The organism is Ureibacillus thermosphaericus (genome assembly GCF_002370195.2).
Taxonomy (GTDB): domain Bacteria; phylum Bacillota; class Bacilli; order Bacillales_A; family Planococcaceae; genus Ureibacillus; species Ureibacillus thermosphaericus.
Genome location: NZ_AP018335.1, coordinates 580,001 through 603,064 on the forward strand (window position 1 = coordinate 580,001; position 23,064 = coordinate 603,064).

The 23,064-nt window shown below is 36.1% G+C and carries 21 protein-coding genes (1 of these 21 running past the window's edge); 12 read left to right on the plus strand and 9 right to left on the minus strand.

Features of this window, described 5'->3' with window-relative positions; all coding sequences use genetic code 11:
- From UtA1_RS02745 to dnaA, 8 genes are all read right to left on the minus strand, one after another.
- Positions 1–28: the start of an HD-GYP domain-containing protein gene (locus UtA1_RS02745; protein ID WP_096549960.1), read on the minus strand. Its footprint begins 1,073 nt before the window's first position; 28 of the gene's 1,101 nt are visible here — the first part of the coding sequence; its start codon is at positions 26–28; its stop codon lies beyond the left edge, outside the window.
- A gap of 170 nt (positions 29–198) precedes the next feature.
- A complete protein-coding gene (gene ltrA, locus UtA1_RS02750; protein ID WP_096552374.1) occupies positions 199–1,455 on the minus strand; it encodes a group II intron reverse transcriptase/maturase in 1,257 nt (418 codons plus the stop codon).
- A gap of 600 nt (positions 1,456–2,055) precedes the next feature.
- Complete coding sequence (gene gyrA, locus UtA1_RS02755) at positions 2,056–4,587, minus strand: DNA gyrase subunit A (protein WP_096549962.1); 2,532 nt, start codon at positions 4,585–4,587, stop codon at positions 2,056–2,058.
- A 24-nt stretch (positions 4,588–4,611) separates the two neighbouring features.
- Entirely contained in the window at positions 4,612–6,546 is a 1,935-nt protein-coding gene (gene gyrB, locus UtA1_RS02760) for a DNA topoisomerase (ATP-hydrolyzing) subunit B (protein ID WP_408647311.1), read from the minus strand.
- A gap of 69 nt (positions 6,547–6,615) precedes the next feature.
- A complete protein-coding gene (gene recF / locus UtA1_RS02765) occupies positions 6,616–7,728 on the minus strand; it encodes a DNA replication/repair protein RecF (RefSeq protein ID WP_096549963.1) in 1,113 nt (370 codons plus the stop codon).
- Entirely contained in the window at positions 7,725–7,955 is a 231-nt protein-coding gene (gene yaaA, locus UtA1_RS02770) for a S4 domain-containing protein YaaA (RefSeq protein WP_016839595.1), read from the minus strand. Before yaaA ends, recF begins: the two co-directional genes overlap by 4 nt.
- 371 nt (positions 7,956–8,326) lie before the next feature.
- Positions 8,327–9,463: a DNA polymerase III subunit beta gene (dnaN, locus tag UtA1_RS02775; RefSeq protein WP_096549964.1), complete on the minus strand. Its 1,137-nt coding sequence runs from the start codon at positions 9,461–9,463 to the stop codon at positions 8,327–8,329.
- 168 nt (positions 9,464–9,631) lie between these two features.
- The gene (gene dnaA / locus UtA1_RS02780; protein WP_096549965.1) at positions 9,632–10,975 is read right to left on the minus strand and encodes a chromosomal replication initiator protein DnaA; all 1,344 of its coding nucleotides are present in this window, start codon (positions 10,973–10,975) and stop codon (positions 9,632–9,634) included.
- Between the two features lie 531 nt (positions 10,976–11,506).
- On the opposite strand from dnaA, the gene rpmH reads away from it, so the two are divergent.
- The 12 genes from rpmH to UtA1_RS02835 all read left to right on the plus strand — a co-directional run bounded on the left by rpmH (position 11,507) and on the right by UtA1_RS02835 (position 22,463).
- On the plus strand, positions 11,507–11,641 hold the full coding sequence (gene rpmH, locus UtA1_RS02785) for a 50S ribosomal protein L34 (protein ID WP_016839592.1): 135 nt from the start codon (positions 11,507–11,509) through the stop codon (positions 11,639–11,641).
- 68 nt (positions 11,642–11,709) lie between these two features.
- Positions 11,710–12,063 carry a ribonuclease P protein component gene (gene rnpA, locus UtA1_RS02790; RefSeq protein WP_096552378.1) on the plus strand — a complete coding sequence of 118 codons (354 nt, stop codon included), beginning with the start codon at positions 11,710–11,712 and terminating at the stop codon, positions 12,061–12,063.
- 140 nt (positions 12,064–12,203) lie between these two features.
- On the plus strand, positions 12,204–12,980 hold the full coding sequence (gene yidC, locus UtA1_RS02795) for a membrane protein insertase YidC (protein ID WP_096549966.1): 777 nt from the start codon (positions 12,204–12,206) through the stop codon (positions 12,978–12,980).
- Positions 12,977–13,729 (plus strand): RNA-binding cell elongation regulator Jag/EloR, encoded by a 753-nt coding sequence (jag, locus tag UtA1_RS02800; protein ID WP_016839589.1) that lies wholly within the window; start codon positions 12,977–12,979, stop codon positions 13,727–13,729. The genes yidC and jag overlap by 4 nt, the downstream gene beginning before the upstream one ends.
- A gap of 451 nt (positions 13,730–14,180) precedes the next feature.
- A complete protein-coding gene (locus UtA1_RS16950; RefSeq protein ID WP_172597781.1) occupies positions 14,181–14,318 on the plus strand; it encodes a hypothetical protein in 138 nt (45 codons plus the stop codon).
- Positions 14,319–14,531: 213 nt separating this feature from the next.
- Positions 14,532–15,917 carry a tRNA uridine-5-carboxymethylaminomethyl(34) synthesis GTPase MnmE gene (mnmE, locus tag UtA1_RS02805; protein ID WP_096549967.1) on the plus strand — a complete coding sequence of 462 codons (1,386 nt, stop codon included), beginning with the start codon at positions 14,532–14,534 and terminating at the stop codon, positions 15,915–15,917.
- A 35-nt stretch (positions 15,918–15,952) separates the two neighbouring features.
- Positions 15,953–17,848, plus strand: a complete 1,896-nt coding sequence (gene mnmG, locus UtA1_RS02810; protein ID WP_096549968.1) for a tRNA uridine-5-carboxymethylaminomethyl(34) synthesis enzyme MnmG — start codon at positions 15,953–15,955, stop codon at positions 17,846–17,848.
- An 85-nt stretch (positions 17,849–17,933) separates the two neighbouring features.
- On the plus strand, positions 17,934–18,650 hold the full coding sequence (rsmG, locus tag UtA1_RS02815; protein WP_096549969.1) for a 16S rRNA (guanine(527)-N(7))-methyltransferase RsmG: 717 nt from the start codon (positions 17,934–17,936) through the stop codon (positions 18,648–18,650).
- A gap of 332 nt (positions 18,651–18,982) precedes the next feature.
- Positions 18,983–19,870, plus strand: a complete 888-nt coding sequence (noc, locus tag UtA1_RS02820; RefSeq protein WP_096549970.1) for a nucleoid occlusion protein — start codon at positions 18,983–18,985, stop codon at positions 19,868–19,870.
- Positions 19,871–20,068: 198 nt separating this feature from the next.
- A complete protein-coding gene (locus UtA1_RS02825; RefSeq protein ID WP_016838924.1) occupies positions 20,069–20,830 on the plus strand; it encodes a ParA family protein in 762 nt (253 codons plus the stop codon).
- Positions 20,823–21,698, plus strand: a complete 876-nt coding sequence (locus UtA1_RS02830) for a ParB/RepB/Spo0J family partition protein (RefSeq protein ID WP_096549971.1) — start codon at positions 20,823–20,825, stop codon at positions 21,696–21,698. Before UtA1_RS02825 ends, UtA1_RS02830 begins: the two co-directional genes overlap by 8 nt.
- Before the next feature lie 57 nt (positions 21,699–21,755).
- On the plus strand, positions 21,756–22,463 hold the full coding sequence (locus UtA1_RS02835) for a DUF554 domain-containing protein (RefSeq protein ID WP_096549972.1): 708 nt from the start codon (positions 21,756–21,758) through the stop codon (positions 22,461–22,463).
- Here UtA1_RS02835 and yyaC read toward each other — a convergent pair.
- Positions 22,380–23,009: a spore protease YyaC gene (gene yyaC / locus UtA1_RS02840; protein WP_096549973.1), complete on the minus strand. Its 630-nt coding sequence runs from the start codon at positions 23,007–23,009 to the stop codon at positions 22,380–22,382. The genes UtA1_RS02835 and yyaC overlap by 84 nt on opposite strands.
- Positions 23,010–23,064: the final 55 nt, after the last annotated feature.

Genomic DNA, 23,064 nt, shown 5'->3' on the forward strand with positions numbered 1-23,064 from the left:
TATTTACATTCACCATTGTAAATTTCACACTGAAAACCCCTTTTTGTTTTTTTCAAAAAGAATTCTCTATGTAAAATTATACAATAATTTAGTCAATATTTTAGTACTTTTCTAAAAAATCGAGTAGGAGGGAGCGATTAACTCCCGTCCTCTCACGCCACCGTACGTACGGTTCCGTATACGGCGGTTCAATTAAGATCATTGACGCAAGTTTTCATAACGAGCTTCAAGACTTTTCAGCCCTTGGTTTCTCCAATAGGAGTTACCAAGGGTTCTGTGTAATATTGGACTATTTGAAATACGCCAATAACTCTTCCGAGTATTTCCCCATTCATACGCTTGCCATTGTGGTATGCCAAGTTGAATAAGGTTGCGTATCTTTGTTTTCGGTTTCTTCCAGTTCTTCCATAGACACATTCGAAGTCTTCTACGAATCCATTTATCTAATCCAAGGAATATAGATTTGGTGTCTGCTAACGCAAAATATCCACACCATCCCATTAGATATTGATTCAGTTTCTGAATGCGGTATTCCATCGGGTAGGGCATCTTGCGTGATGTGATTTCACGAACTTTATTCTTTATTCGTTTAAGGCTTTCTTTTGCGATACGAACCTTTGGCTCTTTATGATAGGTAAAGCTAAATCCTAGAAACTTACGTTTCCATGGACGGTCGACCGCTGATTTCTTTTCATTTACTTTCAGTCGTAGTTTTCCTTCAATAAATCGCTGGATACTTGCCATTGTGCGAAGTCCTGCTCGTTTACTTTTCACGTAAATGTTACAGTCATCCGCATATCGAACGAATTTGTGTCCTCTTCTTTCCAATTCTTTATCTAGTTCATCTAGTACAATGTTAGATAGTAGCGGACTTAATGGTCCTCCTTGTGGAGTTCCCTCAAATGTGCTTGACACCACACCATTAATCATGACGCCCGATTGTAAATACTTACGAATCAATTTCAGTAATGGTTTATCTTGGATTCTCTTCGCGAGTGTACCCATTAATCTGTCATGGTTGACCTTATCAAAGAATTTCTCCAAATCCATATCTACAACCCATCGATGTCCATCTCTTATATATTCTTTCGCTTTCCTCACCGCATCATGAGCACTTCGGTTTGGTCGAAATCCGTAGCTGTTTTCAGAGAATGTAGGGTCATACACTTTTGAAAGTACTTGGGCGATTGCTTGTTGAATCAAACGGTCTGTTACGGTAGGGATTCCTAGTAAACGAACACCGCCGTCAGGTTTCGGGATTTCGACTCTGCGGACTGGCATTGGTTCATAAGTTCCCTTGAGAATTGCCTCCTTAATAGATAGCCAGTTTTCGACTATGTGCTGTCGTAAGTTTTGTACGGGCATCATATCTACTCCATGGCTTCCTTTATTCTGTTCTACACGTTTTAATGCTTGAAGCATGTTCTCCCGTGACAGGATTTGATTCAAAAGCATCGTTATTCTCCTTCCGTGAATAGCTGTTCTCTTTATGCCAGTGGTCACTCCACCCTCCAAGAGGTCCCCCACGGGATTCACCGCTTCCTTCCTCAAGTGAGGTACTACGTTTTCTGTGTTCATCATGACTCACTGAATGCCAAGGGCTATTCTCTCTTAATTGTTCGGTCCTTCTTAGTTGTTCTAGACCAACTAATACTATGACCTCTGCTGACTTCTGACGGTTCAGCTACTTATCACTAAGTAGGTTATGAAGCGTACTTCACCTATCCGCCAGACCTCCCCGGGTAAGTACATGCACTTTCACACCATCTATCCGCCTCATTTACTCGATATGACCTTCGACAGAAAGAGCTTTGTTTTGTTTCGCAAACTCACTCAATCATACCTAGCCTTATATGAGGTTCGTGTTCCTCGGACCGGTGTTTTGCCTCCAGCTTCCTTCAGATTCCGCGTCACCACGGACACCCTTGCTCTTGGCTAACCTCTACTTCTGTCTTCGGGGTTCGGGACTTACACCCTATAGTTCATGTACATGCCGGGCGCACGAAAAAACAGAAACATTACTTTAAGCAATGTTTCTGTTTTTCGAAATTAAGATTATTCATCTAAATCTTTGTTTTCTACTTCATTTGAAGTTTCTTTTTCTTCATCTTTAACTTCGTTTTCTACTTCTGTAGTTGAATCATGATCATCAGAATTATCTTCTTTTTTCACTCTTGCTACCGTCGCAACGTGCTCATCTTCTGCTAATCGAATTAAGCGAACGCCTTGAGTATTTCGTCCAATGCAAGAAATATCATTTACATCCATGCGAATTAAAATACCATTATTCGTGATTAACATGATATCCTCTGTACCATCTACCGTTTTCACCGCACACATTGGACCGTTTTTCTCGGTGATATGAATCGTTTTTATTCCAACTCCACCGCGATTTTGTAAACGGTATTCTGACTCAGAAGTTCGTTTTCCATAACCTTTCTCTGTCACAACTAAAATATCTTGACCAGGTTCTACAATTTCCATACCAACTACCCAGTCACCGTCGCGAAGTTTTATACCGCGCACACCAGCTGCTGTGCGGCCCATTTCACGAATATCCTGTTCCTCAAAGCGAATTAACATGCCATTTCTTGTGCCGATAACGACATGTTTAGAACCATCTGTTAATCGAACAGAAATCAATTCATCGTCTTCATGTAAATGAATAGCAATTAAGCCGTTATTTCGGATATTGGCAAATTGTGATAAAGATGTACGTTTCGCAATCCCCATTTTTGTTGTAAAGACGAAGAAGGCATTTTCGTCATACTCTTTTACTCGAATCATCGCTGTTACTTTCTCTTCTTTATCAAGGTTTAATAAGTTTACAATCGGTAAACCTTTTGCCGTGCGACCAAATTCAGGGATTTCATAACCTTTTGCTCTGTATACTTTTCCTTTAGAAGTAAAGAATAAAATGACGTCGTGAGTAGATGTAAACAATAAATGTTCAACGAAATCATCTTCATGAGTATTCATTCCTTGAACTCCACGACCACCACGTTTTTGACTGCGATACGTGCTGGAAGCAAGTCTTTTTATATAACCTCTATGAGTTAGTGTAACAACAGAATCTTCCCTTGGGATTAAATCTTCATCTTCAATCATCTCAGGGCCACCAGGAGCTATTTCAGTCCGGCGTTCATCATTATATTTTTCTTTTATTTCTAGCAATTCTCTTTTAATAATATCTACTATCTTTGCCTCATCCGCTAAAATCGCTCTTAACTCGCCAATTAATTTTTGTAATTCTTGGTATTCATTTTCAATTTTTTCTCTTTCAAGTCCGCTTAAGCGAACAAGACGCATATCTAGTATCGCTTGTGCTTGTTTGTCGGTTAAGTTGAAACGTTCCATTAAAATTGGTTTTGCTTCTTCACCAGTGCGGGAAGAACGAATGATATTGATGATTTCATCGATATGATCTAGAGCAATGCGCAAACCTTCTAAAATATGAGCTCGATCTTCCGCTTTTCGAAGTTCAAATTGTGTGCGGCGTGTAATAACTTCTTTTTGATGTTGTAAATATTGATAGAGTACTTCTTTTAAGCTTAATACTTTCGGTTGTCCATTTACTAGCGCAAGCATATTCACGCTAAAATTCATTTGCATTGCTGTCTGTTTATATAAATTATTTAGCACAACATTTGCATTAGCGTCTTTTCTGATTTCAATGACAATCCGCATTCCACGGCGGTCAGATTCATCACGAAGATTCGAAATTCCTTCAATTTTTTTGTCTCGAACCAGCTCAGCAATTTTTTCAATTAATTTCGCTTTGTTCACTTGGTAAGGGATTTCTGTGACGATGATTGTTTCTTTACCAGTTGAGCTCGTTTCAATTTCGACTTTTGCACGGACAACAATTGTACCCCGACCAGTTTCATAAGCTCTACGAATTCCGCTTCGTCCCAAAATAATTCCACCTGTTGGGAAATCTGGCCCTGGAATAATTTCCATCAATTCTTCTGTCGTAATTTCAGGATTTTCAGCTACTGCGATAACCGCATCAATTGTTTCTCCCAATTGATGCGGAGGAATATTTGTTGCCATACCAACAGCAATTCCTGAAGCTCCGTTTACGAGCAAGTTAGGGAACCGAGAAGGCAATACTTTTGGTTCCTTTTCAGTTCCGTCATAGTTTGAATCGTAATCAATCGTATCTTTATTGATATCCCGAAGCATCTCCATCGCAATTTTTGACAAGCGGGCTTCCGTATAACGCATGGCAGCAGCGCCATCTCCATCAACTGAACCAAAGTTGCCATGTCCATCCACTAAAACGTAACGATAGCTAAAGTCCTGCGCCATCCGCACAAGTGCATCATAGATGGAAGAGTCTCCGTGGGGATGGTATTTCCCCATTACATCTCCTACGATTCGGGCACATTTTTTATACGGTTTATCTGAATGGTTTCCCAATTCATACATGCCGTAAAGAATACGGCGTTGAACAGGTTTCAAGCCGTCTCTCACATCCGGCAGGGCACGGGAAACAATGACGCTCATTGCATAATCTAAAAAGGATTTTTGAACTTCTTCGCTAATTTTCACTTGTTTGATTTCTGAATTAATATTTTCAGCCATGGATGAGCCCTCCTTTCATGCATATTAAATGTCTAGATTTTCAACATATACTGCATTTTCTTCAATAAATTGTCTACGGGGCTCTACTTCATCGCCCATTAGTTGTCTAAAGATTTGATCGGCTTTAATGGCATCATCCAATTGGATTTGAAGCAACGTACGTCTTTCTGGATCCATCGTTGTTTCCCATAACTGATCTGCATTCATTTCTCCTAAACCTTTATATCGTTGAATTGTAGGTTTTGGATTGTCTGGAAGGCGATTTAATATTTCTTGAAGTTCTTCATCTGAATAACAATATTCAACATATTTTCCTTGTTTCACTTGATATAGAGGTGGTTGAGCAGCATATACATATCCTGCTTCAATAAGCGGACGCATGAAGCGGAAGAAGAACGTTAGCAATAAAATACGAATATGCGCTCCATCGACATCGGCATCGGTCATGATAATGATTTTATGATATCGTGCTTTTTCTAAATCAAACTCATCACCAATACCCGTACCAAATGCAGTAATCATCGCACGAATTTCTGTATTGGATAAAATGCGGTTTAAATTGGCTTTTTCAACGTTTAAAATTTTTCCGCGCAAAGGAAGAATAGCTTGGAAATATCGATCTCGGCCAGATTTCGCAGATCCGCCTGCTGAATCCCCCTCGACGATGAAAATTTCTGATTCTGCTGGGTTTGTTGAAGTACAGTCTGCAAGTTTACCCGGTAAGTTTGAAATTTCCAACGCTGATTTTCTTCTCGTGAATTCACGTGCCTTTTTGGCTGCAATTCGAGCTCGAGCAGCCATAATTCCCTTTTCAACAATTTTTCTAGCTACCGATGGATTTTCTAATAAGTAACGTTCAAAAGTTTCCGAGAAGATTTGATTTGTAATTGTGCTTACTTCAGAATTTCCTAATTTTGTTTTTGTCTGACCCTCAAATTGAGGATTAGGGTGTTTAACAGATATAATCGCAGTTAATCCTTCTCGGACATCTTCTCCTGTTAAGTTTGCATCATTATCTTTTAACAAGCCGTTTTTTCGTGCATATTCATTTATGACACGTGTCAAGGCTGTTTTAAATCCTGATTCGTGGGTACCACCTTCATATGTGTTGATATTATTAGCAAATGAATATATATCAGTTGAATATCCCGAATTATATTGCAGTGCAATTTCTAATGAAATTCCATCTTTTTCACCCGCAATATCAATCGTTTCATGAATCGGTTCCTTGGATTCATTTAAATGTTCAACATATTCTCTAATTCCGCCTTCATAATGATAAAAATCAGAACGGACCTCATCTCCACGCTCATCCGTTAAAGTAAGGATGATGCCGCGATTTAGATACGCCAATTCACGAATGCGGGTTGCTAGCGTTTCATAATCATACACAGTAGTTTCTCGGAAAATTTCTGGATCCGCTTTAAAGCGAGTAGTTGTTCCAGTTTCGTCAGTATCCCCAATAATTTTTAACGGCTCTACAGTTTTTCCACGGGAAAACTTAATGTAATAAATATGACCATCACGTTTCACATAAACTTCTGTTTCTAAAGACAACGCGTTTACAACAGAAGCTCCAACACCATGTAAACCACCTGATACTTTATATCCTCCGCTACCAAACTTTCCGCCGGCATGAAGCACAGTCATAATGACTTCAACAGCAGGTATACCCATTTTTTCATGTGTGCTTACTGGTATTCCGCGACCATTATCTTCTACTCGAATCCAATTATCTTTTTCAATCGTTATATTAATTTTATTACAATAGCCAGCTAACGCTTCATCAATACTGTTGTCTACAATTTCCCATACTAAATGGTGCAAACCTTTTGAAGTTGTTGTTCCAATATACATTCCTGGACGTTTGCGGACAGCTTCTAATCCTTCTAAAACTTGTATTTGGTCAGCATCATAGTTTCCCTGAACTTTACTTTCCTCTAAAGCCACCACGTTCACCTACTCTTTCATACCCTTGTATGCATTATTTGAAATTCTTATTTTAAAATGCGAAAAAATAAACGCTAATCAAATCTCCACTTTCCCTTGTTTCACGTGAAACAATTTCGCATGTTGTATCGTCTCGTGGTGAATTCCATCAACACTCGTAGTTGTTACAAATGTCTGTACCTCTTCTTGAATCGTATTCAGCAAATGAGATTGACGGAAATCATCCAATTCAGACAACACATCATCTAATAGTAGAATAGGGGCTTCTCCCGTTTCTTGTTTTATTAATTCAATTTCTGCTAACTTCAATGAAAGGGCTGTTGTCCTTTGTTGTCCTTGCGAACCATATGTTTGAACATCGTAATCGTTTACGAAAAATTGCAAGTCATCACGATGAGGTCCAATTAAAGTAAGGCCCCTTTCCATTTCTTTCTCTTTCACTTGAGTAAATTTTTCTGCTAAGTATGTAGCTATTTCATTAGCAGTCCAATCTTTTTCAATCCCTTTTGTTGTGAGATATTTAATCTTTAACTTTTCAATTCCTTGGGATATGCCGGAATGGATTTTTTCTGCCCATTCTTGTAATAAATCAACAAATTCAAATCGTTTACGAATAATTTGTACTGCGGATTGAATATATTGTTCAGTGTAAATGTCAAACAGTACTTCATCGATTTTCGGTTTCCCCTGATAATTTTTCAACAACTGATTTCGTTGTTTTAAAAGCTTTTGAAAATTCAATAATTCATGTAAATAAACGGGAGAGATTTGCCCAATTTCCATATCAATAAAACGTCTGCGCACTTGAGGATTTCCTTTCACTATGTTTAAGTCCTCTGGCGCAAACATCACGACGTTAATTTGCCCTATATAATTACTCAGTTTCAATTGTTCAATATGGTTAACTTTCCCTTTTTTACCTTTCTTAGTAACTAACAATTCTAAGGGGATTTTACCGTATCGGTTTTTGATTTCACCTTTTATTTTACCATAGTCTGTTTCCCAACGTATTAATTCTTTATCATTACTCGTTCTATGGGACTTAGCCATAGCTAATACATAAATAGATTCTAATATATTTGTTTTTCCTTGAGCATTTTCTCCAATCAAAACATTAATTTGTGGAGAAAATTCTAAGTTGAGAGATTCATAATTACGGTAATTGGTAAGTTGTAAACGCTCAATAATCATTCCTTTTCTCCGTTCTTGTTTACAATTACATATCTTCCAATACCAGGTATATTAACAACGTCACCATTCCTTAATTTTTTGCCTCGGCGTTTCTCTATTTCGCCGTTCACATAAACATCCGTTTCTTCTAGAAACCATTTTGCCATACCACCAGAACTAATAGCATTCGTAACTTTCAGTACTTGTCCTAGGGTGATAAATTCAGTATCAATTACTATTTCATTCAAACAAATTCAGCCTCCGTTTAGCGAACATCTATCATTTAATCTTACCTTAATTATCGCTAATAAGCTAGAAAAGCAATAGAAGCCTAACATAATTTTTGACGAAAAACATATAATTCAAACCCTTTTTAGCATTTTCTAGCGTCTTTATAATTTGATTAAAAAACGAATGTTATTAAAAATTCAACACGAAATTATTCACATTTTTTATCATAAAAAAAAATAAAAAACATATCATTTTCTCAAGAATCTATAAACCTAGTGCCCCCTTTTCTAAATTAGTTAGTCCAGTTTTTATAATGGAATCCATCTTTTTAAGCAAAAAAGTGTAGACAAGCCTACATTTCGACTTAATCTACACTTTTTCAATCTATTTAGTATGTTCTTACAGGTAAAATCAATTGAAGGATGGAATCATCATGCACTGATCGTAAGATAAATGGACGCATTGCACCTGTAAATTGAATAATTACTTCTTGTCCATCGATTGCTTTTAACGCTTCCATCATGTATTTTGCACTGAAGGAAATGACCAATTTCTCTCCTTCAATCGATTCAACTGGAATTTGTTCTTCTACTTTTCCGATTTCTGGGGAATTGGACGATATTTTCACAGCGTCATCTTCTAATGTTTCAAATCGTACAACATTATTTCGGTCTTCTCTAGCAACTAATGATGCACGATCAATTGCTTGTAAAAATGTTTTTCCATCCAGCTTAATGTTTGTTTTAAACTCATTAGGAATTAAACGAGATGTATCTGGATAGTTCCCTTCTAGCAAACGTGAGAAAAATAAAACATGATCTGTTTTGAATAAAATTTGTTGATTGGACATCGTTATTTCAATAGGATTGCTTGTTTCACCCAAAATTTTATTTAGTTCGTTCAGGCTTTTTCCAGGAATAACAACAGATTCAATGCCATTTGGTAGATTTTCTAATTTTACTTTTCTTCTTGCTAATCGGTGGCTATCAGTTGCAACGCAAATTAATTCATCATTTTCTATATTCCAGTTAACTCCTGTTAGTACAGGTCTGCTTTCACTAGCAGCAACAGCAAACACCGTTTCGCGAATAACCGATTTTAATAAATCAGCAGGGATTTCAAATCGATTTTCAGTAGAGATTTCTGGCAATAACGGATATTCAGATGCGTCTGAACCGATTAAATGGAATTCTGTTTTACCAGAACGAATATGAGTTTGTAATTCATTTTTCACTTCAATTTCAACATCATTTGTAGGCAGTTTTCTTACAATTTCATTAAACATTCGAGCTTGTAAAACGATGGACCCTGTTTCAACAATATTAATAATTTGATTGCCATCTTCTTCAGCAGGAATGAACGTTTGAATTGTTATATCCGCATCAGATCCTGTAAGTAATACTCCATTATCTGTTACGTCAATTTTGATTCCTGTTAAGATTGGGATTGTTGTTTTCGAACTAATCGCTTTTGTTACATCATTTAGTCCATCCAACAACCGATCTCTCATTATTTCAAATTTCATCGTCATACCTCACTTATTAAATTATTATTTTTTTAAATAATTAATAGAAATAGTATTAGTGGTTGTGGATTTGTGGATAAGTATAGTTTTAACTATAAAAAACAACATATCCACATGTTGATATTTTGTGTATATCCCTGTTAAAGAAAAAGTAAGTTATCCACAATCTTATTTTCCAAGCATGCTTCGAATCTGTTTTATTTCTTCCTGTAATTGTTTATCTTCCTTTAACATTTTTTCAATCTTTTCATGGGCATGAATTACCGTTGTATGGTCTCTCCCACCAAATTCTTCCCCGATTTTTGGCAAAGAAAAATCCGTAAGTTCTCTCGATAAATACATCGCTACTTGACGAGGAAAGGCTATAGATTTTGTTCGCTTTTTTGAACTGAAGTCTTCCAATCGAATGTTGTAATGTTCCCCTACTACTTTTTGAATATCTTGAATTGTCACGGATTTCGGTTTGGAATTAGGCATAATATCTTTTAAAGCTTCTTGTGCTAGTTCTACCGTAATGTCTTGATTTACTAATGATGAATACGCGACAACGCGAATTAGCGCTCCCTCTAATTCACGAATGTTTGTGTCAATTTGATTAGCAATATAGTGCATTACTTCATTAGGTATATCTAGTCCATCAGCTTTCGCTTTTTTACGCAAGATAGCGATTCGCGTTTCTAAATCAGGTGGGGTAATATCTGTAATTAATCCCCATTCAAATCGAGATCGTAATCGATCTTCTAATGTTGGAATTTCTTTTGGCGGACGGTCACTTGAAATAACAATTTGTTTTGATTCAGTGTGCAAAGTATTAAAAGTGTGGAAAAATTCTTCTTGCGTTGATTCTTTTCCAGCTAAAAATTGAATATCATCAATTAACAAAACGTCCACGTTACGATATTTATTTCTGAATTCTTCCGCCTTATTATCTCGGATTGAATTAATAAATTCATTCGTGAATTTTTCAGAAGACAAGTAAACTACTTTTGCATTTGGATTATGTTCAAGTACGTAGTGTCCAATTGCATGCATTAAATGGGTTTTCCCTAATCCTACTCCCCCATAAATAAAGAAAGGGTTATAAGCTTTTGCCGGTGCTTCCGCAACTGCAAGGGAAGCAGCATGAGCAAAACGGTTTCCCGAGCCAATAACAAACGTATCAAAAGTGTATTTTGGATTAAGCATGCTATGAGGGCCTTCAGAAGGCTCAGCTGTTTTTGTTTGAATAACCGGCGCCGGAATATCAAAATCTTCGTTGTCCTGGTCCTTTTGTACAACAAATTTAATATACAAATCTTCTCCAGTTAATTCAGATAAGATCCCTGCAATTAGATGTACATAGTGGTTTTCCAGCCATTCTCGAGCAAACGAGTTTGGCGCAGCAATGGTTACGTTTGTTCCTTTGTATGAGAGCAATTTTGTAGATTTTAACCACGTCTCAAAGCTTGGTTTTGAAATTTGTTGTTCGACTCGGGCCAGGACTTTGTTCCATAACTCATCTAAATGTTCCAAGCCTGTGACTCCTTTACTTCATATTTTAATTTGAATAATTCCATTCAAAAACAATTCTCCAATTTTATTAAAACACAAAATCACAACCTGTGGATAACTTTTTTCCATAGGTTGTGATTTATTTTATCCACAAGTTATTAACAATTGTGGATAAAATATTTCCCAAAATTGTTTTCCACAAATTAAAGCACAATTATCCTATCAAAAAAACATCGTTGTTTCAATAGCTTGATAAACTTATCCACAATGTTCATTTTCATTCACAATATGTTTTTCCACAGGGGTTGGGTTTGTGAAAAAGATGTCGATAACAGTTGTGGATAAAAAAATTACAAAAAATATTATCCACAATATTTGTGAATATCTACAATTTCTCTGTGGATATTTTTAAAAAATTTTGAATAATAAGAGCAGCATTCCTAAACTTGTAATCAAAGAGTCATTTGACAATAAGAAGGGTCTTTTTATATAATATTCAGGTCTATATGTATGATTAGATACTGAATAATCACTTTGGAGGTGTAAATATAGATGAAACGCACATATCAACCATCAAAAAGAAAACACAGCAAAGTACACGGATTCCGCAAACGTATGAGCACAAAAAATGGACGTAAAGTATTAGCTGCACGTCGTCGTAAAGGAAGAAAAGTGTTATCAGCATAAGTCCACTGAATTTTCAGTGGTCTTTTTTTTCTCGTTGTAATTTAAGGAAAAAGCGGGTGATTGATCGAGTGAGGAAGCGCCAAAGAATTAAGAAAAACAAAGAATTTCAACAGGTGTTTAATGAAGGAAAATCTTACGCTAATCGCCAGTTTGTCGTTTATTGTTTGCCTAAAGAAGGACAAAAGGAATTTCGAATTGGGCTATCCATAGGGAAAAAAATAGGAAATGCTGTGATTAGGAATCAAGTGAAACGTTATATTCGACAAGTATTTTTTGAAATAAAAGAAGAGCTTAGACAAGATATGGATTATGTTATTATCGCCAGAGTATCGGCGGCCAACTTAAATTATCATGAAACGAAAAAAAGTTTAGAGCATGTGCTGAAAATTGCAAAAGTTATTAAACGAAAAAAGAACTCTTGATTGTTTGAATGTAAGCGTCATCAATTTTAATAAATAAAAGTAAATTGAAATGAAACTCGAGGTAGAGTATCTATATCAAAACATGGTAAAATAGCTAAAAAATGAATTCGAAGAACTGTAGAACTTTAGGAGGAACAGAGTTGAAAAAAAAATTTGGGATTATACTGACCTTAGCTTCAGCAGTTATTCTTCTTAGCGGATGTACTGAATATAATCAACCGATTTCTGCTGAAAGTGAAGGGTTTTGGAATCAATTTATTGTTTGGCCAATCGTTTCCATTACAAAATTCTTTGCTGATTTATTAGGATCGTATGGATTAGGTATAATCGCGGTAACAATTATCATAAGATTGGCAATACTTCCACTAACAATTAAACAAGTACAAAGCTCAAAGAAAATGCAAGAAATTCAACCAAAAATAAAGGAACTTCAACAAAAATATAGTTCTAAAGATGCAGTAACACAGCAAAAATATCAACAAGAATTAATGGCTTTAATGCAATCTACTGGTGTTAACCCGATGATGGGATGTTTACCTGCTTTAATTCAAATGCCAATTATCATTGGACTATATCATGCGATTAGCCGCATGAATGTTACGCCAGAATTTGAGCTTGGAACATTTCTAATCTTCCCATTGGCGGAACCTAGTATAATTCTTGCAATTGCAGCTGGTTTAATTCAATATATTGTATTAATGACAGGCCCAGCGATGGACAACCCTCAAATGAAAATGATGATGTATATTATGCCTCTTATGATCATAGGATTTGGGATGGTTTTACCGGCAGCCTTATCATTATATTGGGTAGTCGGAAATATTATTTCGGTAATCCAAAATCTATTTATATATAAGAAACCTTGGCAAAAGAATGAAACTGAAAAACCTGCGACAACTGGAGGAGCGAAAAAGTGAAGCAAATTACGCAAACAGGCGCAACGAAGGAAGAAGCAATTGCTTTAGCGTTACAAAAGCTTGGCGTATCACGCAAACAAGTGGAAATTGAAGTTCTGCAAGAAGCAAAAAAAGGTTTTTTAGGATTTGGTGCTCGCCCTGCGGAAGTTCGAGTAACGATTATTGAAGAAGTAACAGAAGAAAAGGAAAAAGGGCAAGAAAAGTTAGCAGAAGATGGGACACCTAAAGAGGTAAAGGCAAGTATAGAACCACAATCAGAACAATCAAACGATGAAGAAGTTCAAGAAGAAGAACAACCAGATCCAATTGAAAGTGCTGTACAATACTTAACAAACATTGCAAAAGCGATGGATATTCATGACTTAAAAATTGAAACGGAAAAAGAAGGAAAAACGATTCTTTTCAAATTAGAGAGCGAAAAAGCAGCATTGATTATTGGAAAACGTGGTGCAAATTTAAATGCGTTGCAACAATTAACTCAACTAGTTGTAAATAAAACTGCAAAATCGTATGTCACAGTTAGGCTGGATGTTGAAAATTATCGTGAGCGTCGCCAACTAGCGTTGGAGCAATTGGCAGAGAGAATGGCAGATAAAGCGATACGGACAGGAAAAAAAGTTGCATTGGAACCAATGCCATCATATGAAAGAAAAATTATTCATAATGCATTAGCAAATCGATTGGATGTTGAAACATATTCAGAAGGTGTAGAACCTAATCGTCATTTAGTAATTGAACCGGTTAAGTAAAATGAAAACGATCTATCGAAAAGATAGATCGTTTTTTTAGTGCGCCTGGCATGGGTGTAATCAATAGGGTATAAGTCCCGAACTGTGAAGGCAGAAGTAACAGTTAGCTTAACGCAAGGGTGTCCGTGGTGACGCGGAATCTGAAGGCAAACTTCCGGTCTGAGGAACACGAACCTCATATAAGGCTAGGTATCATTGGATGAGTTTGCTAAACAAAACAAAGTCCTTTCTGCCAAAGGTGGTACAGAGTAAATGAAGCAGATAGATGGAAGGAAAGATTACATTCTTACCCGGGGAGGTCTGGCGGATAGGTGAAGTACGCTTCATAACCTACTTAGTGATAAGTAGCTGAACCGTCAGAAATCAGCAGAGGTCATAGTATTAGTTGGTTTAGAACTACTAAGAAGGACCGAACAATTAAGAGAGAATAGCCCTTGACATTCAGTGAGTCATGATGAACACAGAAAACGTAGTACCTCACTTGAGGGAGGAAGCGGTGAATCCCGTGGGAGACATCTTGGAGGGTGGAGTGACCACTGGCATAAAGAGAATAGCTATTCACGGAAGTTATAAAGACTTTCGTCAATGATCTTAATTGAACCGCCGTATACTACGGTGGTGTGAGAGGACGGGAGTTAATCGCTCCCTCCTACTCGATTTAGCATTTTGAGATGAATTCAGAAATATCCACATGTGGAAAAGTTCCTATACTTTCGATTTGTAATAATTTGTGTTAATCTATTTTGTTAGTGAGAATGTTCGGTAAGTTATCCACATGTGGATAATAAAAGGAGTGAAATGAATGGAAACAGATACAATTGCTGCGATATCCACACCGATGGGGGAAGGAGCAATCGCCATCGTTCGTTTAAGTGGAGATCATGCAATACAAGTAGCGGATAAAATATTTAAATCACCAAATAATAAAAAATTACAAGACCAACCAACTCATACAATTCATTACGGCCATTTAATTGATCCTAAAACTGAAAAGATAGTGGAAGAGGTAATGGTGTCGGTGATGAAGGCACCAAAAACATTTACTCGTGAGGATGTAGTGGAAATCAACTGTCATGGGGGACTAGTATCTGTAAATCGAGTATTAAATCTTGTTTTAAGAAATGGTGCACGGCTTGCAGAACCAGGTGAATTTACAAAACGTGCTTTCTTAAATGGTCGAATTGATTTATCTCAAGCGGAAGCGGTAATGGATTTAATTCGTGCGAAAACGGATCGAGCTATGAATGTTGCCCTAAATCAAATGGACGGGAAATTGTCTAAGTTAATTAAAGACTTGCGTCAAGCATTAATTGAAACTTTAGCTCATGTGGAAGTAAATATTGATTATCCAGAATATGATGACGTTGAAGAAATGACGGTTCCAGTCTTATTAGAAAAATGTACTTGGGTTCGTGAGGAAATAAAAAAATTGCTTCAAACATCGAGCCAAGGGAAAATTTTGCGTGAAGGTTTATCAACGGTGATATTAGGAAGACCAAATGTCGGGAAATCATCGTTATTAAATAGTTTAGCGCAAGAAAATAAAGCAATTGTTACAGACATAGCAGGTACAACACGTGATATTATAGAAGAGTATGTCAACATTCGGGGTGTTCCTTTACGTTTAGTGGACACAGCAGGTATTCGGGAAACGGAAGATATCGTTGAACGGATAGGGGTAGAAAGATCTCGCCAAGTATTAAAAGAGGCTGATTTAATATTGCTCGTGTTAAATGCAGCAGAACCATTATCAGAAGAAGATGTAAGATTATTTGAAACGATACAAAACATGAATTTTATTGTAGTTGTCAATAAAACGGATTTACCGCAGCAAATCGATTTAGAAAAAGTGAAGTCTCTAGCAAATGGTAGACGGATTGTGACCACTTCTTTATTAAAAGAAGAAGGTGTTGATGCATTAGAAGAGGCAATTGCAGATTTATTCTTTGAGGGCCAAATTGAATCAGAGGATTTAACATATGTTTCGAATGCCCGCCATATTTCCGTATTGCAACAAGCTTTAGATGCGATTGAAGAAGCGATTGAATCTGCAAAAGCTGGAGTGCCAGTAGATATTGTTCAGATCGATGTAACAAGAACATGGGAATTACTAGGCGAAATCATAGGTGATACGGTACACGAGAGTCTCATTGATCAGTTATTCTCACAATTCTGTTTAGGAAAATAAATGAAACTTACTATAGAAGGGAAGATTTTTTCGGCATGACAAATTATGAAGCAGGAATGTATGATGTCATTGTAGTCGGTGCAGGTCATGCTGGCGTTGAAGCAGCACATGCCGCTGCAAAATTGGGGGCAAAAACCCTCATGTTGACAATTAGTTTGGAAAATATTGCATTTATGCCATGTAATCCATCCATTGGAGGTCCTGCAAAGGGGATTGTTGTTCGTGAAATTGATGCACTTGGGGGATTAATGGCAAAAGTTATTGATAAAACCCACATTCAAATGAGGATGTTAAATACAGGGAAAGGCCCAGCTGTTCGTGCATTACGTGCACAAGCAGATAAAGTGTTATATCAACGGGAAATGAAACGAATTTTGGAGCAACAAGATAATCTCCATATTCAGCAAGCGTTGGTAGAAGAATTAATAATTGAAGATGGAGAAGTAAAAGGTGTCATCACAAAAACCGGTGGAGTTTTCCGCGGAAAAGCAGTAATTTTAACAACTGGAACGTATTTGCGCGGTGAAATTATCATTGGTGATATCAAATATTCAAGCGGCCCTAACAACTCACAGCCGTCCATTACATTAGCGGACCAACTAAAAGATTTAGGTTTTGAAATTGTTCGTTTTAAAACTGGAACACCTCCTCGGTTGAATGGAAAAACTGTTGATTACAGCAAAATGGAAATTCAACCCGGGGATGATGTACCTCGAGCATTCAGTTATGAAACGACAGAATTTATTATGGATCAAATTCCTTGCTGGTTAACTTATACTTCCTTAGAAACCCATGAAATTATCAATGGAAATTTAGATAAGGCTCCAATGTTTACAGGATTAATTACAGGTCCTGGCCCAAGATATTGTCCTTCCATTGAGACAAAGGTTGTTCGTTTCAATGATAAACCTCGCCATCAAATATTTATAGAACCTGAAGGACGAGAAACGGATGAGGTGTACGTACAAGGGTTATCTACGAGCATGCCAGAAGATATTCAGCTAAAAATGATTGCTTCAATCCCTGGCTTAGAAAATGCTCAAATGATGCGACCTGGTTATGCAATTGAGTATGATGCCATTGTTCCGACTCAATTATGGCCAACCCTTGAAACAAAACGTATTAGAAATCTATACACTGCTGGACAAATCAATGGCACAAGCGGGTATGAAGAAGCGGCAGCACAAGGAATCATGGCAGGAATCAATGCGGCTGCTAAAATTTTTGGAAAAGAAGAACTCATATTAAAACGTTCTGAAGCATATATTGGCGTCTTAATTGATGATTTAGTAACGAAGGGAACTAATGAACCTTATCGTCTACTTACATCCCGTGCCGAATATCGCCTACTACTTCGTCATGATAACGCAGATCTACGTTTGACAGATATCGGATATAAAGTAGGTTTAATTTCAGAAGAACGTTATAATAAATTCTTGAAAAAGAAAGAACAAGTTGAAAATGAAATAGCGAGACTTCGCGAAGTAATCATTAAACCAAACGAAAAAACGCAAGAAGTAGTTCGTTCAGTTGGTGGAGCAGAACTTAAAGATGGGATACGTGCAATCGACTTACTGAAACGACCTGAAATGCGTTATGACTTAGTTGCATCCTTAACACCACCAGAAGAAAACTTAAGTGAAGAAGTAAAAGAACAAGTGGAAATTCAAGTTAAATATGAAGGTTACATTCAAAAAGCATTGCAACAAGTAGAGCGACTTCATAAGTTAGAAAGCAAAAAGATACCAGAAAATATCGATTATGATGATGTACCAAACCTAGCTTCCGAAGCACGTGAAAAGTTAAAAGAAGTACGTCCATTAACAATTGCTCAAGCTTCGCGAATTTCCGGGGTAAACCCTGCGGATATATCAATCTTGCTTGTATATATTGAACAAGGAAAAATTGCGAAAATCAGTAGTAATTCTTAAAAAAAGGAGCGTTCGAGCAACATTGATCTCGAACGCTTATTTCTTATATCAAACTATATATAAACTCTATGTAAAGGAGTAGAAAATGAACGAACAACTTTTTATTCAAAGCTTAAAAGATAAAGGGATTGAACTGAACGAGACGCAAATAGAACAATTTCGGAAATATTTTGAAATTCTCGTTGAATGGAATGAAAAAATGAATTTAACAGCCATTACCGATTTAGAAGGCGTATATTTAAAACATTTTTACGATTCAATCAGTGCAGCCTTTTACTTTGATTTTTCAAAAGTTGAAACTCTTTGTGATGTTGGCGCAGGTGCAGGGTTTCCAAGCATTCCGTTAAAAATTTGTTTTCCACACTTAAAAATTACAATTGTTGATTCGTTAAATAAACGTATTACATTTTTAAATCATTTAAGTGAACAATTAAATTTGACCCACTGCCATTTTGTTCACGCAAGAGCAGAAGACTTTGGTCAAAATTCAGCATATCGTGAACAATTTGATGTCGTTATGGCAAGGGCTGTTTCACGATTAAATGTGTTAGCGGAACTTTGCATTCCTTTAGTTAAAATAGAGGGTAATTTTATTGCATTAAAAGCCGCAGCTGCCCATGAAGAATATAAAGAAGCAAAAAAGGCCATTCAGGTTTTAGGTGGAGCTTTAAAAGAACAATTTGATTACCATTTGCCTATAGAAAATAGTGAACGAACAATTTTTGTCATTGAAAAAACAAAAAAGACGTCCAAAAAATATCCTAGAAAACCTGGGGTACCAAATAAAACACCAATTAAATAATCAATATGCGCTCAATCAAATTTGAGCGCATTATTCTTTACTATTTGCAAAACAATTCCGTTGTTACAACTTTTTCATGTATAATAAAAAATTGTAACAATCCATTTATTAAGATTATCAGTATACGATTCCTTCAAAATGAAATCACTTCTATCTAAAAACAGTTTGGAGTTCCACGTGAAACTCAAATAGAAATATGCTTTTGATAATAGAATTATATTATAATTATGACAATTTCATAGATTTTACTTCTATAAGACTCTGTACATTTCATATAGAATATTAAATAATAAAATATAGTGCAGATAGTTTCCAAAAGGTGGTGCCATTGAATGAAAAGTCCTTTTTCGCGATTTTTTGGGGGCGGCGAAAAACTAGTTTCTGAAAAAAAAAGTGAAATAGAAACGGAAGAGAAAGAGAGAAAACACTCTGAAGAAGTGATAAAAATTCCAATTGATCAAATCGTACCGAACCGATATCAGCCACGCACAATTTTTGATGAAGAAAAAATTGAAGAATTATCTAGAACCATTCATACTCATGGTGTTATACAGCCGATTGTTGTTCGTCGTTTAGAAGATAACCGTTATGAAATCATTGCAGGAGAAAGACGTTATCGGGCGATTAAAAAATTAAATTGGACGGAAGTACCTGCAATTGTACGGAATTTAAATGATAAAGAGACAGCTTCAATTGCGTTAATAGAGAACTTGCAGCGTGAAGAGTTGACAGCTATCGAAGAAGCATTAGCTTACCAACAACTAATTGAGCTGCATCATTTAACACAAGAAGCACTCGCTCAACGCCTTGGAAAAGGTCAGTCCACCGTTGCTAATAAATTAAGATTGTTAAAACTTCCAAAATATGTGCAAGATGCAATTTTAAGACGTGAAATTACTGAGCGTCATGCACGAGCGTTAATCAGTGTGAAGGACGAAGAATTACAAATAAAATTAGTTGAATTGATAAAAGAAAATGACTGGAACGTCCGTCAGCTTGAAGAATATATTCAACAACTAACAAAACCTGTTGAAACGGAAGAAGAGAAAAAAACAAAACCAAAACGCAAGGCTATTAGTAAAGATATTCGCATCGCTTTAAATACAATTAAGCAATCCTTATCGATGGTATCAAAAAGCGGAATTAATATAAAAACGGAAGAAGAAGATACGGAAGATTACTATCAAATCACAGTAAAAATACCAAAGAAAAAGTCTTAAATTGTTTCACGTGAAACTAGTGGTCGTCTCTGCCACGTACAGAGACGACCGCTTTTTCTATATTATTTTTTCAAGAAATTTGGTTTATGGAATACAACTATATTATAAATTTGATAGAATGAAAGAAGTAAATAAATTCTATTTGAATAAAAAATTACGCTTTTAACTATTCGAAAAGATGAAAGCAGGTGCACAAAATTGGGAAGAATTTTAGCAATCGCCAACCAAAAGGGCGGTGTCGGAAAAACTACTACATCTGTAAATTTGAGCGCTTGCCTTGCTTATTTAGGAAAAAAAGTATTGCTAATTGACATCGATCCCCAAGGAAATGCCACTAGTGGAGTTGGCATAAATAAAGGAGAAACATCTAGCTGTATTTACGACGTGATTATTGATGATGAAGATGTAAAAAACGTTATTCAACAAACAAAAGTAGAAAATTTGTATGTCATACCAGCTACTATTTCATTAGCAGGTGCTGAAATTGAATTAGTTTCTACAATCTCACGGGAAGTGCGTTTAAAGCATGCATTGGAAGAGGTTAAAGATGATTATGACTTCATCATTATTGACTGCCCACCATCATTAGGACTGTTAACGATCAATGCTTTAACTGCATCGGATGCAGTTATTATTCCTGTTCAATGTGAATATTACGCGTTAGAGGGGCTTAGTCAGCTATTATCAACAGTGAGATTGGTACAAAAACATTTAAATCCAACTTTATCAATTGATGGTGTACTTTTAACGATGTTAGATGCTCGTACAAATCTGGGGATTCAAGTGATTGAGGAAGTAAAAAAATATTTTCAAGATAAAGTCTACAAAACAATTATTCCTCGAAATGTACGTTTAAGTGAAGCACCCAGCTTTGGAGAACCAATTATCATCTATGATCCGAAATCACGAGGCGCTGAAGTGTATTTAGAGTTAGCAAGGGAAGTGGTAAAAAATGGCTAGGGGTTTAGGGAAAGGGATTGGTGCTCTATTTCCTACAGAAACATTAGAGTCCATTCAAGAAACTATTCAGAATGAAGAACATGTAGAAAAAATTCCGTTGCAAAAACTTGTCGCAAATCCTTTTCAACCACGGAAGAAGTTTGATGATGAAACAATTGAAGAATTAGCTCAATCCATTCGAGAACATGGTATTATTCAACCAATCGTTGTCAGAAAGAAAGGAAAAAAATACGAAATAGTCGTGGGAGAACGTCGTTATCGCGCGGCTAAATTGGCGAAGTTAGAGGAAATTCCGGCAATAATTAAAGAAATGACAGAAGAACAAATGATGGAACTTGCTATCCTAGAAAATTTACAAAGAGAAGATTTAACTCCAATTGAAGAAGCTGAAGCATATCAAAATTTAATTGAAAAATTAAATTTCACTCAAGATGATTTAGCAAAACGATTGGGGAAAAGCCGTCCGCATATCACGAATATGATTCGATTACTTCAATTACCAGAAGAAGTTCGTCAAATGGTAAATGATGGAGCTCTTTCAATGGGTCATGGAAGAGCATTACTTGGATTAAAAAATAAAAGAAAAATAATAGAAGTAGCAAAAAAAGTAGTGAATCAATCATTAAATGTACGTCAATTGGAAGCATTAATTAAACAACTAAACGAAAATGTTTCACGTGAAACGAAAAACTCAACAAATAAGGATATTTTTGTTCAAGCAACTGAATCACAATTAAGGGAATTCTTTGGTACAAATGTTCAAATAAAGAAAACAAAAAATAAAGGGAAAATTGAAATTGAATTTTATTCTGAAGATGATTTGGAGCGTATATTAGAAATATTAAATTTAGAACATGATGAGGTATAAAAAGGGCGCCAATTAAGGCGCTCTATTTTTGAAACCAAAGAAAGAGGATAACAACTTATGATATTATTCGGAACAATTATCAATGCATTATTGATTATCATCGGTTCGATCATTGGACGCTTCTTAAAGAATTTACCAGAAAAAATGAAAAATACCGTACTTTCAATTATTGGACTTGCAGTTGCATTGTTAGGTATTCAAATGGGATTAAAAACGAATAATTTTGTTATTTTGATTGTTAGCTTAGTAGTTGGGGCGATTATAGGTGAGTGGATTGATTTAGATTCATTATTTAATCGTTTTGGAAAATGGGTCGAATCAAAAATAAAAAGCAAAGATTCAAATAGTAATATTGCTGAAGGTTTTATTACAGCGTCCCTTATTTTTGTTATTGGCTCAATGGGAATTATCGGTGCGTTAGACAGCGGGTTAAGAAATGATCATGCTGTTCTTATTACAAAAGGAATTATAGACGGCTTTACCTCCATTATTTTGACATCTACGTTAGGTATAGGTGTATTATTATCAGCATTTCCCGTATTGATTTATCAAGGTATGATTGCTATATTTTCAGGACTGATTAGTAAATACATACCTGAAGAGGCAATGAATCTCTTTATCCAAGAAATGACAGCAACCGGCGGCGTTATGATATTAGCGATTGGTTTAAATATTGCAGGATTAACTAAAATTCGTGTAGCCAATTTGCTGCCAGGAATTGTTGTTGTTCTTGGAATAATTGTAATCATGTTTCCTTTTCAATAAATGACGTTGATACGCAAGCAAAAGTGCACGGGCAATTTTATTGCTCATCGAATAAGTTACGTGAAGTCGAGTGTTTTGCAAAACTAGCATTTCCATAAATCCACCTACATTGACAACTCCTTTGATGGAAATATCGCCGATGGGTGGCAGCTCTTTATTCACTGCTTTTCCAGGCAGTAAAGGTCCGTTTTGGACAATAATTTGACCAATACTTTTTTCTCTTCCAAGACATGCATCAATAGCTACAACGAAAGGGAAAGTGGACATTTGTTGTAATTCTTCGACAGTAAGTGCTAAATTGATAGCATGAAGAGGATCTTCTAGCGTTCCAATGATTCGAAAAGGAAACTGATAGTTGGATAATAAACTTCCGGTTAAAGGACCTAAAGCGTCTCCCGTAGAACGGTCTGTACCGATGCAACAAAAAACAAGATTGTTATGTTCAAAGGGAATATGTTGTAAAAATAATTCGCTTAAACGCCATATTGCACCTGTTTCTTCATGATGAACGGACATTTTAAATGGTTCTTGAAAAATATTTTGCATGTGATTCCCACTTTCTTTTATGATTTTAGAATAGAATGTCTATAATTATTTTTTA

What these genes read in the sequence shown, in the direction of transcription:
- gyrA (WP_096549962.1), bottom strand. Translation starts at nt 4,587, where the DNA reads ATGGCTGAAAATATTAATTCAGAAATCAAACAAGTGAAAATTAGCGAA.
- mnmG (WP_096549968.1), top strand. Translation starts at nt 15,953, where the DNA reads ATGACAAATTATGAAGCAGGAATGTATGATGTCATTGTAGTCGGTGCA.
- noc (WP_096549970.1), top strand. Translation starts at nt 18,983, where the DNA reads ATGAAAAGTCCTTTTTCGCGATTTTTTGGGGGCGGCGAAAAACTAGTT.
- UtA1_RS02835 (WP_096549972.1), top strand. Translation starts at nt 21,756, where the DNA reads ATGATATTATTCGGAACAATTATCAATGCATTATTGATTATCATCGGT.
- yyaC (WP_096549973.1), bottom strand. Translation starts at nt 23,009, where the DNA reads ATGCAAAATATTTTTCAAGAACCATTTAAAATGTCCGTTCATCATGAA.
- recF (WP_096549963.1), bottom strand. Translation starts at nt 7,728, where the DNA reads ATGATTATTGAGCGTTTACAACTTACCAATTACCGTAATTATGAATCT.
- dnaN (WP_096549964.1), bottom strand. Translation starts at nt 9,463, where the DNA reads ATGAAATTTGAAATAATGAGAGATCGGTTGTTGGATGGACTAAATGAT.
- UtA1_RS16950 (WP_172597781.1), top strand. Translation starts at nt 14,181, where the DNA reads ATGATGAACACAGAAAACGTAGTACCTCACTTGAGGGAGGAAGCGGTG.
- rsmG (WP_096549969.1), top strand. Translation starts at nt 17,934, where the DNA reads ATGAACGAACAACTTTTTATTCAAAGCTTAAAAGATAAAGGGATTGAA.
- ltrA (WP_096552374.1), bottom strand. Translation starts at nt 1,455, where the DNA reads ATGCTTTTGAATCAAATCCTGTCACGGGAGAACATGCTTCAAGCATTA.
- mnmE (WP_096549967.1), top strand. Translation starts at nt 14,532, where the DNA reads ATGGAAACAGATACAATTGCTGCGATATCCACACCGATGGGGGAAGGA.
- UtA1_RS02830 (WP_096549971.1), top strand. Translation starts at nt 20,823, where the DNA reads ATGGCTAGGGGTTTAGGGAAAGGGATTGGTGCTCTATTTCCTACAGAA.
- rpmH (WP_016839592.1), top strand. Translation starts at nt 11,507, where the DNA reads ATGAAACGCACATATCAACCATCAAAAAGAAAACACAGCAAAGTACAC.